Source organism: Tenacibaculum ovolyticum DSM 18103, from assembly GCF_000430545.1.
GTDB classification, from domain to species: domain Bacteria; phylum Bacteroidota; class Bacteroidia; order Flavobacteriales; family Flavobacteriaceae; genus Polaribacter; species Polaribacter ovolyticus.
In genome coordinates, this window is sequence record NZ_AUMF01000015.1 from 50,412 (window position 1) to 66,914 (window position 16,503).

A 16,503-nucleotide genomic window follows, 5' to 3' on the forward strand; every position below is an offset into this window, starting at 1 on the left:
TCTATGAAAAGGTTTTTAATATTATTATTGTTGTTTTCAACAAACATTTTTTCTCAGAAATATAATGTTAAAAAAGGAGCAATAGCTAACGGCTACGATGTAGTTGCTTATTTTTCTAACAAAGCTGTAAAAGGAAATAAGAAAATTAAAGCAACCCATGATGGAGTTTCTTTTTTATTCTCTTCACAAGAGAATTTAAGTTTATTTAAAAAAGATCCTAAAAAATACATTCCTAAATATGGCGGGTTTTGTGCATACGCTATTGGTAAAACTAGTGAAAGAGTATCTATTAACCCAAAAACTTTTCAAATAAATAATGGTGAATTATACTTGTTTTACAATTCTTGGGGAAACAATACATTACAACTTTGGCAGCAAGAAGGTGCTAAAGAGCTACAAAAGAAAGCTAATAAAAATTGGAAAGAAATAAATCAATAGTTGATTTTATTTCTTTTAGACCTAACTAAAAAAGAGTTGAAATTATTCAACTCTTTTTTTATGCTTTATTTACTTATTTTTGTTAGACAAAAAAGTAAACTATGAACAACTTTTCATTTTTCAATAGAAAAAACATTCAAAAAGAATTACATGAAACAGAATTTGATATTCTAATTATTGGAGGTGGAATTACCGGAGCAGGTATTGCATTAGATGCAGCTTCTAGAGGAATGAAAGTTGCCTTAATTGAAAAGAATGATTTTGCTTCAGGTACTTCAAGTAAATCAACAAAATTAATTCATGGTGGTTTGCGTTATTTAAAGCAATTTGATTTTTGGTTAGTAAAAGAAGTAGGTACCGAACGTGCTATTGTTCATAAAATAGCGCCGCATTTAGTAATTCCTGAAAAAATGATTTTACCTTTAATTGATGGAGGAACTTATGGCTCTTGGCTAACTTCTATTGGATTAAAAATATATGATGTTTTAGCTTCTGTTGAGGGTGATGATAAACGAAAAATGCTAGATAAAGAAGAAGCACTTGAAAAAGAACCTCTTTTACCAGAAAACATTTTAAGAGGTGCTGGTTATTATGCTGAATATCGTACCGATGATGCTCGTTTAACTATTGAAGTATTAAAAACAGCAAGTCAATACAATGCACAAATACTTAATTATACAAAAGCTAACGAGTTTATTTATAAAAATAAGCGAGTTGTAGGAGCAAAAGTTACTGATGGCTTTACTAATGAAAACTATAATATTAAGGCAAAATATGTAGTAAACGCTGCTGGACCTTGGGTAGATGAATTACGCCAAATAAATAACTCTAAAATTGGTAAAAGACTTCATTTAACTAAAGGTGTACACTTGGTTGTAGCTCATGAAAAATTACCAGTAAAACAATCTGTTTATTTTGATGTTCCTGACGGACGTATGATGTTTGCTATTCCTCGTGGAAAAGTAACATATTTTGGTACTACAGACACAAATTTTCAGAAAGACAAAAACACCGTAGAAACTAGTATTGTAGATGTTGCTTATTTGGTTGAAGCAGTTAATAATATGTTTCCAGAAATTAACTTAACAATAGCTGATATTCAATCTTCTTGGGCTGGTTTGCGTCCGTTAATTCATGAAGAAGGAAAATCTGCTTCAGAATTATCACGTAAAGACGAAATATTTGTTTCTGACACAAAATTAATATCAATTGCAGGTGGTAAATTAACAGGATATCGTAAAATGGCCGAACGTATTGTTGATTTGGTTGCAAAGAAAATGATTCGTCGATTTGATGTTGAATTTGACCCTATACAAACTGAAGATATTATATTAGCTGGTGGTCCTTTTCAAAATTATAAATCTGTTGATTTGTATATAAATCAAGTTTATAAAAACTTAAAAAATCAAGGATTAACAAAAATAGATGCTGCTTATTTAGTACACAATTACGGAAAACAAACTGATATTATATTAGATAAGTTTGATGAGCTTAAAGAAAAAGATATAGAACTACGTTTATTAAAAGCTGAAATTTGGTTTACTATTCAACATGAGATGACATGTACACCAACAGATTTTTTTATGAGGCGTACAGGTCGTTTATTTTTTGATAAACCGAGTGTAGATACTTATAAAAATGAAGTTTTAAAAGAGTTTATAAATTACTTTAATTGGAGCAAAGAAATTGCTTTAAAACATGAAGAAGAATTAAATGTTAAAATGAATTTAGCAACTACTTTTATGTAGCTGCTTTTGGCATAGTAATTGAATATGAAAAAAGAATTATATCTTTGATCTCAAGTTAAAAATCCCCTTAACCAACAATACTGGTTTTAAAAAGTACTTAAATGAAACAAAAAATTATCATTGCATTCCTTATGTTATCTAGCTTTATAGCTAACAGTCAAATAAGTAACATTGTAACTTCTTCAGAATTTGATGCTATTAAAATAAATACTACTTCGTTAAAAGATCTTAAAAAAACGAAGGGAAAACAGCCTGCTGTTGAAGCTTTATTAGGTGCTGTTACTTCATATACTGTTGATGAAAATGAGAGCTATTATTATTTTACTTTTAAAGGTCTTAAAATAGATTTTTCTACGTTAGGTAAAAGCAAACCATATATAGAATCTTTTGAGGTAAATACTAATGAATCTACTTTTTCTATAAAAGATACTACAGTTACTGTTGGTGATGACATTAGTAAATTAGGAACTGTTGTTTTTAGTGTTGGAAGAAATGGTTCTAAAAGTATTTTATTCACCGTTTGTGAAGATTGTGATAGCTTTGTAAATATTGAATTTAATCAAACAACTAACATTATTACTAAGATTAGTTATATGGATATGTCTTAAAAAAAGTATTCAAAAAATAGAAAAGCCGGTAAAACTATAGTTTTACCGGCTTTTCTATTTTTTGAATTTATTAAAATAATTATTCCATCTTTTCATGCTCTTCTAAATCTTTCGTTAAATCTAACTTTCGTAGTGTTGGGTTAATTATTCCTGTGCTTATAACTGTTAACAAAGTCATCGTACCACCAAAAACAACGGCAGTTACTGTTCCCATTAATTTTGCGGTTATTCCACTTTCAAAAGCACCCAATTCGTTAGAAGAACCTACAAACATAGAGTTTACTGAAGCTACTCTACCTCGCATATGATCAGGAGTTTTTAATTGTAAAATTGTTTGACGTATTACCATTGAAACACCATCGGTTACACCACTAAAAAATAAAGCTACAATTGATATCCAAAATATAGAAGACAAACCAAACACGATAATACAAGTTCCAAAGCCAAAAATAGCCATTAGAAGCTTCATTCCTGCGTTTCTACTAATTGGTATGTATGCTGTAATTAACATAGTTAAAAAAGCTCCTATAGCAGGTGCAGCGCGCAAAGCACCAAACCCTTCTGGTCCTACTTTTAAAATATCTTGTGCATATATAGGTAATAGAGCTACAGCTCCTCCAAAAAGGACTGAAATCATATCTAAAGTAATCGCTCCTAAAATAGCTTTTGTTTTAAATACAAAACGAACCCCTTCTTTTAAACTCTTCATTACTGGTTCACCAATTTTTGGATTTAAAATAGGTTTTTTCTTTATAAAAAATATCATTAAAAATGAAAATAGAACCAAGCCAAAAACAATACAAAGTGACCAATGAACTCCTATCCAAGAAATAGTAAACCCTGCAAAAGCAGGCCCTAAAACTGAAGCCATTTGCCAAGTAGAACTACTCCAGGTTGCTGCATTTGGATATAATTTTTTTGGAACTATTAACGCTATTAATGAAAATATAGTTGGTCCAAAGAAAGAACGCAAAAAACCTCCAAAAAATACAAGTCCGTAAATAGCATATAAAACTGTATTTATTTCCCAACCTTCAATAAAACTAGGTAATGTTAAAAAAAACAGCCCTAAACTTATTAATGAAAACGCTCCAGTACATAGTATTAATAAATTTCGTTTTTCTTTTTGATCTACAATATGACCTGCAAAAAGTGCCATAGAAACTGCTGGTATTACTTCCATTAAACCAATAATACCAAGTGAAAGTGGATTTTTAGTAATACTATATACTTGCCATTCTATGATAATAAATTGCATAGACCAACCAAATACCAAAGCAAATCGTACTAGAAGAAAAATATTAAATTCTTTAATTCTTAGTGAAGCATACGGATCTTTCTTTTCCATTATTTACTGCTAATTCAATTTTAAATCCATTAAAATGGCAAAGGTTTCGTTTACATCTTCTTCTTTAACAACAATTGTCATTTCATGTGTAGTAGATATTACTTCTTGTACAGCAATGTTTGCCCAAGCAAATTGCTTTAAAATAAAATAATACACACCTGATTGCTCTAAGTTGTCTTTAGGAAGCTTAATTGTTATTGATGCTAAGTCACTTACATTATTTATTAATGTTTCTTTCTTAAAAATTTCTTCAACAAACGGTTGTAAATTTTTACTAGTAACAATATTTGTTTCAAAAATACCTTGAGAAACTGTTAAAAAATAATCATTACTATCTGCAGATTTACTTAAAATTTTGGCAATTTCTTTTAATAAAGAAGAGGTATTTTTAAATGTAAAATCACATAAATCTGAACGTACAATTACATCTCCTAAATCGAGCGCTAATTTTTTAATATTTTTACGTATTCTTAACTCATTTGCAGGAGACAATCTATTAATTGCCATCATAACTGCACCTACTTTTACTTCTTTTTTAAGTAATTTAGATACTTCTGGCAATACAATTCTTGCTAAAGAAGATACGTTTATTAATTTTTCATTTAAAGCTTCTTCAATGAAAGGTGTTTTTCTAATGGTAATTTCAACAGCTTCTTGAATTGTTTTCATTTTTGTTTGATTTTAAACAAATTTAATAAAAATATAACTAGTAGTAAAATTTTTCTACTTTTTTAAATAAGTATATATTTCACAAAAACTATTGTTAATCAAAAAATTAAATTAAATTTGCTACTATTGTATTACAAATACAAAACCTACACAACACAATTTTTAGAAGCAATTGGTGAGCGGACTTCTTTTTATTAAGAAGGGTTATTTGTACAAATGCAGACAACTAATCTAATCTATTTGTTAACTTTAAAAACTCATCTTTTGCTTCTTTTTTGCCGTATAATACGTTGTATACAGCTTCAATAATAGGAGTTTTTGCACCGTTCTTTTGATTAATTTCATAAGCACTCTTAGTAGCATAATATCCTTCGGCAACCATACTCATTTCCATTTGCGCAGATTTTACAGTATATCCTTTACCTATCATGTTTCCAAACATTCTATTTCTACTAAAAGTTGAATATCCGGTTACTAATAAATCTCCTAAATAAGCTGAATTGTTAATATTACGCTTCATTTTATGCACCTTTTTAATAAAACGTTTCATTTCACGAATACCATTACTCATTAATACTGCTTGAAAATTATCTCCATATCCTAAACCATGAGCGATACCTGCTGCAATTGCATAAATATTTTTTAACATAGCTGCATATTCAGTACCTATAATATCATCAGAAATTTTGGTTTTAATATAACGTCCTGCAATATATTCGCTTAATTTTTTTGCTTTTTCTTCATCCTGACAAGCTAATGTTAAATATGACAAGCGTTCCATTGCTACTTCCTCAGCATGACATGGACCTGTAATTACACCTATATTTTCATACGGTATGTTAAATTTTTCATGAAAATGCTCGCCAACAATTAACCCTGTTTCAGGTACAATTCCTTTAATTGCCGAAAAAATAATTTTATCTTTTAATGAAGCTGTTAATTTTTCTAATTCGGTATTTACAAAAGCTGAAGGTATTGCAAAAATAAGTACATCATAATTTTCAACAATATAATTCATATCGTCAGACAAATCTAATTGATCTGGATGTAACTCTGCTGAGCTTAAATAACTAGGGTTATGCTTATTACGTTTTATATGTTCTATAGCATATACACTTCGCATATACCAACCAATGTTTTCAAGATTTTCAGATAACATCTTTATAATGGCTGTAGCCCAGCTTCCTCCTCCTAAAACAGCTATTTTAGTTTGCTTACTCATATTGTTGTTTGTTTAATATGCTAAATTAATAAATCTATACCCTTCTTCTAAAAGTTAAGCGTATTATATTTGAATTTTGAAAAACTGAATAATATGAACGTACAAATAATAAACAAATCAAAACATCAAACTCCTGCATATGAAACACAAGGTTCTGCAGGAATGGATTTACGTGCTAATATTGAAGAAGCAATTACTTTAAAACCTTTAGAAAGAGCTATTATAAAAACTGGTTTATTCATAGCCTTACCTATTGGTTTTGAAGCACAAGTAAGACCAAGAAGTGGGTTGGCTGCTAAAAAAGGAGTTACCGTATTAAATGCTCCTGGTACTGTAGATGCTGATTATCGTGGTGAAATTGGTGTTATTTTGGTAAATTTATCAAATGAAAATTTTGTAGTTAATGATGGTGAACGTATTGCACAATTAGTCATTGCAAAACATGAACGCGTAAACTGGCAAGAAGTAACTATTCTTGATGAAACTGAACGTGGTGCAGGCGGTTTTGGTAGTACTGGCGTTTAAATCAACTTTTTATAAAGTTGACTCATTTTTCTAACTTTATCATGTAATAATTCAAAGTCTAAAAAACAATGTGAATAATATTTAAAGCCTAATTTTTTATAAAATTCGAAAGCTTGTGGCTGCTCATCCATCGCATCTAACCAAATAAGTTCATATTGTTTTTTTAAGGCTTCTATTTCTAGCCAATTTATTAATTCTTTACCTATTCCGTTTCCTTGTGTTTTTGAATGCAAGTAAACTCTATGTAATTTTATACATTTTTTTTCACTAAAACCACTTAATTTTTTATCCCAAAGAATTCTGAAATTACCTATTATTTCATTTTTAAACACGACAAAATAATATTTTGCATTTTCTTCTAAAAGCTCTTTAACTATATTTTTTTTTGAATATTGAGTGTTTACATACCAATTTCCATCATCTTTCCAAAAATGACTATAAGCAGCTGGATAAACGTCTTCCATTAATTTAAAAAGAACGTTATAATCAGTACTAAGAATTTCTTTTAACTGTATGTTTTCTGATATATCTATCAATGTTATTTTTTTAAATTTCTTTCCCGTTAAAAATAGTCAAAATAACTTTAGTCTTATTAATTTGATTTGATGGAATTGTAAAAATATCATTATCTAGCACTATAAAATCTGCTAATTTACCAACTTCTAATGAACCTACTTTATCTTCTTGCCTCATAACATATGCACCATTAATTGTATATGCTTTAATTGCTTCTTCTAATAAAATATTTTGGGGTATTCTTGTTATTGCATTTTGAATTCCTACAAACGGATTTAGTGTACTCACATTCCAATCGCTACTTAAAGTTAATCTTGCACCTGCATCTTTTAATGATTTTATTGGAACTTGATTCTCTGCTAAATCGCTACCTAATAAATGGTCGTTATCATGCCAATATTGAGGTTGCGTAAATTCACCTGTTACTTGAGCATCTGCAGTTACATTTAATTGTTTAAAACGATTCATATCTGTTGATGTAACCATTTCAACATGTGTTAAACGATGTCTTCCTTTTGATGTTCCGCTTTGTTCAATTGCATTTAAAGATTCTGTAACACCTCTATTACCAATTGCGTGAATATGAAAATCAAATCCAACTGATTCTAATTCTTTAATATAAGTTGCTATTCTTACTTCTGTAAAATAGTTTAATCCATTATTCGTTGGCTCATTAAAATAATTTTCATGATAATCAGAATGTAATGCCGCTGTTGTGTTATGTGTAATTCCATCTGAATACAATTTAATTTGATTAATCTTTAATAAGCTATTTTCATCGTTAGAAAACAATGCTTTTAAAGCTGAAATTTGTGATACATCATCTGCTGTAGGATACGCCCATAAACCTAGATTAAACCGCGCTGTTAATTTATTATTATCTGCTAAATTTTTCCAAGTTTTATGTTGATCTCTTTTCCAATAAGTTCTTGCATCAGAAACCGATGTAATTCCATGTTTTGCTAACTCTGGTAATACATATTCAACCATTCCATTATATTCTCCATTACTATCATTTAAAGCACTTATTGCTTGTTGAAAAACTACATCGCCCGCATTATCAATTAAAATACCATTTAATTTACCGTTATTTTTCATGATAATTCCTCCTTGAGGATTTGGTGTGGTTATACTAATCCCTGCTAATTCTAATGCTTTAGAATTTAACCACATAGAGTGTGATGTTTGCTCCATAATAATTACTGGACGGTTTGAAACGGCTTCATCAATAATTTCTAAAGGATTTCTTTGTGCTTCTAAAAGTGTATTTATTGAGTGACCAAAACCAATAATCCATGCTACATTTGGGTTATCATTTGCTGCTTTTTTTATGGTTGTTATATAATTTTCTGCGTTCGTTTCATTTTCTTTTAAAACAAAAGTTGTTGTTGTAGAACCTACTTCCATTGGATGCATATGAACATCATGAAAACCAGGCAGTACCACTTTTCCTTTTAAATCTATTTTATCTGCAGCAGCTTCTACTCTTTTATCAGCTTCAATATTTGAGCCTACAAAAACAATTTTATTTTTATCAACAATTATTGCTTCAGCCCAAGGCTGTTTATCATTAACTGTAAAAATTTTACCATTGAAGTACATTTTTTGAGTACTCTTTGTAACTATAGGAATAATAGAGTTAATATCTTCTTTTTTTGTACAAGATTTTGTGGTTAAAATCAAGCTAAATATTAGTGCTAATATTTTCATTTTCTTCATTTTAGTGTCAATTTTTTAAATCAACCTTTTAAAGGTACATAAATTTCTGTTTCGTATTCATTTTCGTCATTTGTATGACTTTCATGTTTTATATAAAACTCTAAAAAAGGTTTTTCAGAAACCTCTTTTCCTGAAGTAAAAATCCAATTACTAAATATTTTATCATAAGTTTTACTAATAGATTTATAATTACCTATGTGTGTAAAAACAGCGTATTTTTGACTTGGGATTATTTTTGTTTTAAACTTTTTACTTGGTATTTTAATAACTTCGTCTATTATAATACAAGCATCATAATTATAGCTTATTTTTTCAGAAATAATAGGTTCATCCCAAATTATACCAAAAGAAGTCGCTTCATCTATGTTAATATTTACAGCCTCAGATTCAACTAATAAACGGTTCCATATTTCATTAATTTGATTATTATAATAATCTCCTTTATAAGTTTTATATAATACTTTTTGAGGTTTTAGTTCAGTAATTCTATTTTCAAAAAAAGGTATAATTGTATGTTGTTTACTATTCTTTTTTTGCAATGTTTCTTCTTTTTTATTTCTGTAAATAGCAGGTGAAATACCATAATGTTTTTTAAATGCTTTACTAAAAGATTGTACATCAGAATAGCCTACTTTATCGGCAATCTGTTTAATTTCATCTTTAGTAAATAATAACATTTTTGCACTATTTTCTACTTTTACTCTTGTTACATAAGCACCTATAGTTTCTGCATAGTTTGCTTTAAAAACACGTTGTAAATTTCTGTATGAAAAATTAGATAGCTCTTCTAAATCTTCTATTAAAATTTTTTGATTGTATTTGGTTCTTAAATAGGAAACTACTTGTTGTAAACGGTTTATATAATGTTCTTTTGTTTCCATACAACAAATATAAAATGAAGTTTGTAAGTAGTATTTGTCTCAAATTGACAAAATAGATTAAAAAAAACCTATCATTTTTCAACAGGTTTTTATTTTAAACTTTAATAAAAATTTTCTTTTTAAACATTAAATATCCTAAACTTACGTAAAATATAACTACTGTTAAACCATATAATAAAGAAGAAAATTTGTCAGATAAAAAGGAATGTACAAAAATATTTTTGTACACATAATTATGTAAGTTAGTGTCTCCTATTTTTGTTAAATACATTATTATTGATGTAAGACTAGATAAAAAATAAATAGTAATTGCATTCATACCAACGTATTTAAAAATATTTCCAAATTGAAATTTTTTAATATCCTTTAAATAATAGATTATTGCTAATATTAAAGTTGCCCAACCACTTGTTGCTAATACAAAACTACTACTCCAAATAGCTTTATTTATAGGAAACCAAACATTTAAAGTATAACCTAAAGCTAATAATATAATTGCTGCTAAAAAAAGTTGCTTAATTGTTTTAAGTTCATCTAATAATTTACCAATTAATATACCAGACAAACAAGTAACTAAAGATGGTAATGTGCTAAATAAACCTTCTGGATCATAATCTGGTTTCCACATATGTTTTCCTAAAATATTTAAATCTATATAATTTGACCAGTTATTTGGTGCTCTATTAAAAGTTGGCAATGTACCGTCTGAGAATGGAAGAAAACCTAAAATTAATGCATAACTAATTAATATTGTAGCACTAATTGCTAAAATAGTTTTCCAATTATAATTAAGATATAAAATTGATGCTATAAAAAATACAATTCCTATTCTTTGTAAAACTCCTGTAATTCTAAGAGTTTCAAATTCTCTTATAAAAGGAAAATATGGTAAGAAAGTATTTAAAAACAAACCTAATCCTATTAATTTTAAACTTCGTACTGCTATTTTTTTATAAATAATTATTCCCTTTTCCTTATTTTTATATGCAAAATATATTGAGATACCTACTATAAATAAAAAGAAAGGAAATACTAAATCTGTAGGTGTTAATCCATGCCATTCGGCATGTAACAAAGGTGTATAAACAGAGTTCCATGTACCAGGAGTATTTACCAAAATCATAGCAACAATGGTAAACCCTCTTAATAAATCTACAGATTCAATTCTTTTTTTTTTAATCATAATTAACTTTAATTAAACCTTTCTATTTGTTAAGCATATATAATTTAGAAGGTTTAGTAAAAGTATCAAAAAAAATTATTCTTTTATATAATTGAAGTTCAGTAATTAAAATATGCTATCACAACACTTTTTTAAAAAATTATTTTAAAAAAAAGCGATTGAAATTTCAACCGCTTTTTTATAAAATATATTTATACTTTATTTTTTTATAAACATTTTGTACTCAATTTTATTTCCATTTAATATCTGTAAAATGTAAGTACCATTTTGTATATCTTCTAGGTTAAATTTAATTTTTTGATTATTAATATTTGTTTTTTCTTTAATCTTCTTACCTGTAATATCTACTATTTGAATGATAATATTCGAATTTTTAATTACAGTATTTTTACTGAAAGTAACCATCAATTCACTACTAACCGGGTTTGGATATATTGTAGTTTCATCTAACTTTACATTAGAAGTATTAAATTTTGCCTGAGTACTAGAGTTTATACTTACAGTATAATCTTCTACTTCACCATCTCCAACACTACCACATGAATTTGGAGCTATATCATATTTCATAGATACTCGCATTCTTGTATTTCCTAATTTTGAAGTTGTTGGTACTACTATTAATCCTGTTACTGCTGTTGTTGAAGAGGTTCCTGCATCAAAAGCTACCTCATCAGTTCCAAAAGTACCATCTTGATTGTAATCAATCCATACTTTAAAATATTCTTTATAAGCAGTCCCTGAATGCCCTGGTGTTAACATTATTTCTGTTGAAGACCCAGTTCCTAATGGTATTGTTTTTGATGTAAAATCTGAATATTTTTGAGCATCTGAGTTATTTATAAAACTACCTACTTTTACTCCTGAAATCCATTCGTATTGTACTCGTGTTCCTGCTGATTCACAATAGGTAATAGGATTTGGATTTGTAGCTCCTGAAATATTTACAGTATAATCTTCTACTTCACCATCTCCAACACTTCCACATGAATTCGGAGCTGTATTATACTTCATTGATACTCGCATTCTTGTATTTCCTGGTTTTGCAGTTATTGGTACTTCTATTATTCCTGTTGCTGCGGTTGTTGAAGCTGCTCCTGCATCAAAAGCTACCTCATCTGTTCCGAAAGTTCCATCTTGATTATAATCTATCCAAACTTTAAAATACTCTTTATAAGCAGTTCCTGAATGCCCTGGTGTTAATGTTATATCTGTTGTTGAACCTCCTGGTAATGTTATTGTTTTTGATGTAAAATCTGAATATTTTTGACCTCCTGAATTATTTATAAAACTACCCACTTTTACTCCTGAAATCCATTCGTATTGTACTCGTGTTCCTGCTGATTCACAATAGGTAATACTTGATCCTTTATTTACTGTAATATAACCTTCTTTTGTAATTGCATTAGTACCACCTAAATTACTAGCTGTTAATGTTACTTTAAATATACCTTCTGAATTATATGTAATTGAAGGGTTTTGCTCTGTTGATGTAGCTGGTGTACCTCCTTCAAAAGACCATGACCATCCTGTAGGACTATTCGTAGAACTATCAGTAAAAATAATTGTTGCTCCTTCTGTTATTGTAGTCGAATTTGCTTCAAAATTGGCTATTGGAGCTTGTACAGTTGTTCCTGTAAGGTTAACGGTATAATCTTCAATATCTGCTTCAACTATTTCACCACATCTTGGTCTATCTTTATTATCGTATGAATAATAACGGATAACTCTCATTAAAGATATTCCGTTTGAATAAATTTTAGGAACTGTTATATTTCCATTTAATACCATATCAGGAGTATCTGAAGCTACTGCTCTTCTTTCATAAGCAATTTCATTATCAGAAAATTCATTATTTCTATTCCAATCAATCCAAACAACTAAATTAGTTCCTGCCTCACTAGTTGCATTTGTAATTTGCTGATATGTTGTTAATTCTATAGGGTATGTTTGTCCTTGTATAAGGCTTGTAGATAAACTAGTGAAATCACCATATCCAGTTCCTCCTTTTTCTGTTACATTATTAATATCACCAAACACAACTTTAGTTACATCATTTCTTCCTGGATAAGTACCTCTTCTTGAAACTTCACAATATGCTGTTGGATGTGGGTTAACCTTTAATGATTTTTCTATACTTTGTGAAACACTTCCTTTTTTAACTGTTAATTTCACTTTAAAAGTTCCTACATTTTCATAGTAGATACTTGGCGGTGTTTTACCATTAAATGTAGCTGGAACTCCTCCTTCAAATTCCCAGTTCCATGAATCTGGTTCTCTAGTAGAAGTATCTGTTACTACCAGTAATTCTTTTGCAGAAATACTTGTTGGCATTTCAAATTTAGCTACTGGATATATTGGATTTGAATTTGAAATATTAATTGTATAATCTTCAACTTCACCATGTAAAAAGAAATCACAAGGAGATGGTTTAGGGTTATCTGATTCTGTTTCATTTTTCATTGTTATTCGTAATGCATATGTTCCATTTACATTTGGCAACGTTACTTCACCTCCATAATCAGTACCAGCAGGGTAAGGATTTGACATATGAATTTGTTCTCCATTATCTTCAAAATCTTTATCTCCATTTAAATCAATCCATATTCCAAGAATGTTTGTACCAGATGTTTTTATTCCATCATCTTTTATAGAAAAACTATTTGCTCCAGGACGAACTTTTATTGTTTTACTTGTAAAATCAGTATAGTTAAGCGGAAAATCAGACTTTTGAGTAAACTGTTCAAAATTAAAAGTTCCTATAGCACTTGAATAATCATCATACTTCTCATTAATATTTGCAGCTGCATAACAATAATCGTTAGGTATTTGACCTACAGTAATAGTTTCATTAGGTTTTTTATTATATGCTATAGCTAATAACCTTGCTTCAAATCCATTTGGTTTAGACTCAAACTTCATCCAACCATAATGTAATCTTCCAGCTCTATCCCTAAAACGTAATCCTGTATAAGTTACTTTTCCGTTATGAGGAACATTAGTTCCTGATAATCTTGGGGCATTATTAACTCCGTATCCTGTAGATACAAAACTACTTGATGCATTTACTTGTGTTCCAACACTTAGTGAAATAGGATGTAGCGTAGTAGCATCCATTGTAAATCCTTTTCCTCTACCATTTAATACTACAAATTCTCCACTACCAGAATTATCAGTATAATGACTTATAGAATATCTTGAATTATCACCAAAATCAAAATCTGTATCAATATATATCCACCTATTATTATTACTACTATTTATCCACGGAGTTAAATTTTCAGTACTTATATAAGTGATATCATAGGGATCAAAAAATCGAACTTGTAAATCAAAGTTTGTTTTATTACTAGGTACAACACTAAATGCAGCATCTTTAAATTTTAATTTTGCTAATGTACCATCACCAGTAACATGGCTACTAGCAGTACCTTGCAATTTTAATTTACCTAATTTATTATTTATTTTCTGAATAGTTGCCGTTAAACCAAGTGGTAAATTATCTACCGTAAAATGTATTCCGCTTGCTAAATTTTGAGATGTGAAGCTTGCTGTTCCTTCTAAAATAATATCTATTTCTTCAGAAAATGTACCGTTATTAATTTCATCTTCAAAAAATACTGGTTTAGATAATGCTACAGATGGTTTATCTGTTATACCTGCTTTTACTGATGCTTCAGGACTTTTATGTGAATAAAAATCTATAAACCGAGCTATTTTACCATCTGAAGACACTTCAATTCTTACCCATCCATAAAAATATTTACCGGGAAAGGATTCTCTTTCAATTCTCATACCTACAAAACCTCTTTTACCTCTCCAAGCTTGATAAATGTTATCTGACAAAAGCCTATCTCTATCATCATGATTCCAATCTAAATTAGGACCAATTGTAGCACCTTCTTCAATTAGTAAAACTTGTTTACTAGCATTTACAGCTACATGTTTTGCACCAGCATCGAACCCAATCATTAATTTATTATCATCAACAGAAAGTTCATATCTAGGTCTTTGTTGATCTGGATTTATTCCAAAACCAACAAAATTATTTCCATCTATAGCAACTTGTCTTAATTCGTTAAAAGTTAAATATGTACTTTCATAAGCATTATTATACTCTACACGTAAATCTGGTCGGCTATATCCTTTAATGTTTGTAGCATTAAAACCTGAAAAAGCTGCGTTATTAAATGTTATTTTTAAGTTTCTTATATTATTAACCTTTGTATGATTAGTAGCATTTCCTGATAAACGTATAACCGCCTCTGTATTACTGTTACTTACTACTTGTACACTTAAGCCTAAAGGTACATTTTCAACAGTATAACTATTACTAGGTAATGTACCAACGTTTGAAAATTTTGGCCCATTAACTAATCTAATTTTTACGTCTCTCCCTCCACCTATAGCTCCGTTATTTTCAAAACTTTCAGTAAATGTGGTAAAATCATAATATAACTCTGGCCCATTAGGGTTTTGAGAAAATACTTGCGCATGATTATTTGTTTGCCATAAAGGTTTTCTTGAAGAAAATTCTAAAGCAGCTTGCATACGCTGTACTTGTCCCCTTGTAAACATTCTATAACAATCAGAATAATCCATAAAATTTTCTGAATTTGGAATACCTGCTCCAGTACATTTTTCTTGTGTAACTACACAATCTAAACTAACTGTAGTAGCAGGAGTATCATCTACATTATCACCTGTACCAGAACATCCTCCTTCAAAAGTATGAGCTAAATTTAAATAGTGACCAAATTCATGAGTTAATATTCTTCTGAAGTTTTCATTACTATTTGTTCCTAAATATCTACCATTAAAAACAGCTCTTGCTACATTTCTATCTGACTGATCTTTATTAGGATACCAAGCTACTCCTGATCTATTAAGTTTACCATCTTTTTTTAAATCTAAAAGAATGTAAACATTAAAATATTTATAATTATCCCAAGCAAATTTGGCAATTTCATCGTCATAAATATTATCTGCTCCAAAACCAGCTCTATTAGTATAATAATTTATTCCTGTTGTTGGATTTCCATTTGGATCTAGTTCAGCTAAACGAAACTCTACATCTAAAGTAGATCTAAGGTTTTTAAACCGATTAGAAACATCATGAAAATCATTATTAAGTCCATTAAAATCTTCATTTGTTTTCTTTAATGCTTCTTTAACCAAGGCATCATCAACTTTTTTACCTACAAAGTCAGTTCCAAAAACATGAAATACAATTGGTATTACATATTTTGATGCTTTACTTACTGTTCCCTTTTTAAATTGTTCTTTTCTTTTTTTTATAAATTTTTTAGTTAATTCCTCAAGTTTATCAGCTTCTATTTTTGCTTTATTATTTTGTAAAAAATAATTTTGTCTTGATGGTGTTTCACAACGAATAGGTATGTCATTACTCTCCTGGCAATACATAGGAAGTGATAATAGTCCTAGAAATAATAAAATAGTTTTTGTTAGTTTTTTCATCTTCGAAGGGTTTTGTTAATAGTTAATTTTCAGTAATTTAACATTAACTTTACATAAATAATAAGTATAGATAATATAATATTACTATATGATAATAAATTAATAAAAATAGTATCAAATCATTAAAAAAAACCAAAAAAAAGCTGTAGAAATTATTCTACAGCTTTAATA

12 protein-coding genes are annotated in these 16,503 nt (G+C 28.8%); 4 read left to right on the forward strand and 8 right to left on the reverse strand.

The window, feature by feature from the left end:
- The first annotated feature begins 3 nt into the window (after positions 1–3).
- The 3 genes from H518_RS0105380 (at position 4) to H518_RS0105390 (ending at position 2,794) form a co-directional block, all read left to right on the forward strand.
- Positions 4–438: a YHS domain-containing (seleno)protein gene (locus H518_RS0105380; RefSeq protein ID WP_028888117.1), complete on the forward strand. Its 435-nt coding sequence runs from the start codon at positions 4–6 to the stop codon at positions 436–438.
- A gap of 101 nt (positions 439–539) precedes the next feature.
- Positions 540–2,186, forward strand: a complete 1,647-nt coding sequence (locus H518_RS0105385; RefSeq protein ID WP_028888118.1) for a glycerol-3-phosphate dehydrogenase/oxidase — start codon at positions 540–542, stop codon at positions 2,184–2,186.
- 101 nt (positions 2,187–2,287) lie between these two features.
- Positions 2,288–2,794, forward strand: a complete 507-nt coding sequence (locus H518_RS0105390; protein WP_028888119.1) for a hypothetical protein — start codon at positions 2,288–2,290, stop codon at positions 2,792–2,794.
- A 79-nt stretch (positions 2,795–2,873) separates the two neighbouring features.
- On the opposite strand, the gene H518_RS0105395 is transcribed toward H518_RS0105390, so the two are convergent.
- The 3 genes from H518_RS0105395 to H518_RS0105405 all read right to left on the reverse strand — a co-directional run bounded on the left by H518_RS0105395 (position 2,874) and on the right by H518_RS0105405 (position 6,033).
- On the reverse strand, positions 2,874–4,142 hold the full coding sequence (locus H518_RS0105395; RefSeq protein WP_028888120.1) for an MFS transporter: 1,269 nt from the start codon (positions 4,140–4,142) through the stop codon (positions 2,874–2,876).
- Between the two features lie 9 nt (positions 4,143–4,151).
- A complete protein-coding gene (locus H518_RS0105400) occupies positions 4,152–4,811 on the reverse strand; it encodes a hypothetical protein (protein WP_028888121.1) in 660 nt (219 codons plus the stop codon).
- A gap of 226 nt (positions 4,812–5,037) precedes the next feature.
- Positions 5,038–6,033: an NAD(P)H-dependent glycerol-3-phosphate dehydrogenase gene (locus H518_RS0105405; protein WP_028888122.1), complete on the reverse strand. Its 996-nt coding sequence runs from the start codon at positions 6,031–6,033 to the stop codon at positions 5,038–5,040.
- Between the two features lie 93 nt (positions 6,034–6,126).
- Between H518_RS0105405 and dut the strand changes: the two genes are divergently transcribed.
- Positions 6,127–6,558: a dUTP diphosphatase gene (gene dut / locus H518_RS0105410; RefSeq protein ID WP_028888123.1), complete on the forward strand. Its 432-nt coding sequence runs from the start codon at positions 6,127–6,129 to the stop codon at positions 6,556–6,558.
- Here the strand turns inward: dut and H518_RS0105415 are convergent.
- The 5 genes from H518_RS0105415 to H518_RS20415 all read right to left on the reverse strand — a co-directional run bounded on the left by H518_RS0105415 (position 6,555) and on the right by H518_RS20415 (position 16,332).
- Positions 6,555–7,094, reverse strand: a complete 540-nt coding sequence (locus H518_RS0105415; protein WP_028888124.1) for a GNAT family N-acetyltransferase — start codon at positions 7,092–7,094, stop codon at positions 6,555–6,557. The two genes, dut and H518_RS0105415, sit on opposite strands and share 4 nt — an antisense overlap.
- A 10-nt stretch (positions 7,095–7,104) precedes the next feature.
- On the reverse strand, positions 7,105–8,784 hold the full coding sequence (locus H518_RS0105420; protein ID WP_028888125.1) for an amidohydrolase: 1,680 nt from the start codon (positions 8,782–8,784) through the stop codon (positions 7,105–7,107).
- Between the two features lie 29 nt (positions 8,785–8,813).
- Positions 8,814–9,674, reverse strand: coding sequence for an AraC family transcriptional regulator (locus H518_RS0105425; RefSeq protein ID WP_043706554.1), 861 nt, complete (start codon positions 9,672–9,674; stop codon positions 8,814–8,816).
- Between the two features lie 94 nt (positions 9,675–9,768).
- Positions 9,769–10,857 carry an acyltransferase family protein gene (locus tag H518_RS0105430; protein WP_028888127.1) on the reverse strand — a complete coding sequence of 363 codons (1,089 nt, stop codon included), beginning with the start codon at positions 10,855–10,857 and terminating at the stop codon, positions 9,769–9,771.
- Positions 10,858–11,055: 198 nt separating this feature from the next.
- On the reverse strand, positions 11,056–16,332 hold the full coding sequence (locus H518_RS20415; RefSeq protein WP_051263673.1) for a GEVED domain-containing protein: 5,277 nt from the start codon (positions 16,330–16,332) through the stop codon (positions 11,056–11,058).
- Between the last annotated feature and the right edge of the window lie 171 nt (positions 16,333–16,503).

Bases quoted from the DNA above. Each gene is read 5' to 3' on its own strand.
- H518_RS0105380 (WP_028888117.1), top strand. From the start codon at position 4: ATGAAAAGGTTTTTAATATTATTATTGTTGTTTTCAACAAACATTTTT.
- H518_RS0105385 (WP_028888118.1), top strand. From the start codon at position 540: ATGAACAACTTTTCATTTTTCAATAGAAAAAACATTCAAAAAGAATTA.
- H518_RS0105390 (WP_028888119.1), top strand. From the start codon at position 2,288: ATGAAACAAAAAATTATCATTGCATTCCTTATGTTATCTAGCTTTATA.
- H518_RS0105395 (WP_028888120.1), bottom strand. From the start codon at position 4,142: ATGGAAAAGAAAGATCCGTATGCTTCACTAAGAATTAAAGAATTTAAT.
- H518_RS0105400 (WP_028888121.1), bottom strand. From the start codon at position 4,811: ATGAAAACAATTCAAGAAGCTGTTGAAATTACCATTAGAAAAACACCT.
- H518_RS0105405 (WP_028888122.1), bottom strand. From the start codon at position 6,033: ATGAGTAAGCAAACTAAAATAGCTGTTTTAGGAGGAGGAAGCTGGGCT.
- dut (WP_028888123.1), top strand. From the start codon at position 6,127: ATGAACGTACAAATAATAAACAAATCAAAACATCAAACTCCTGCATAT.
- H518_RS0105420 (WP_028888125.1), bottom strand. From the start codon at position 8,784: ATGAAAATATTAGCACTAATATTTAGCTTGATTTTAACCACAAAATCT.
- H518_RS0105425 (WP_043706554.1), bottom strand. From the start codon at position 9,674: ATGGAAACAAAAGAACATTATATAAACCGTTTACAACAAGTAGTTTCC.
- H518_RS0105430 (WP_028888127.1), bottom strand. From the start codon at position 10,857: ATGATTAAAAAAAAAAGAATTGAATCTGTAGATTTATTAAGAGGGTTT.
- H518_RS20415 (WP_051263673.1), bottom strand. From the start codon at position 16,332: ATGAAAAAACTAACAAAAACTATTTTATTATTTCTAGGACTATTATCA.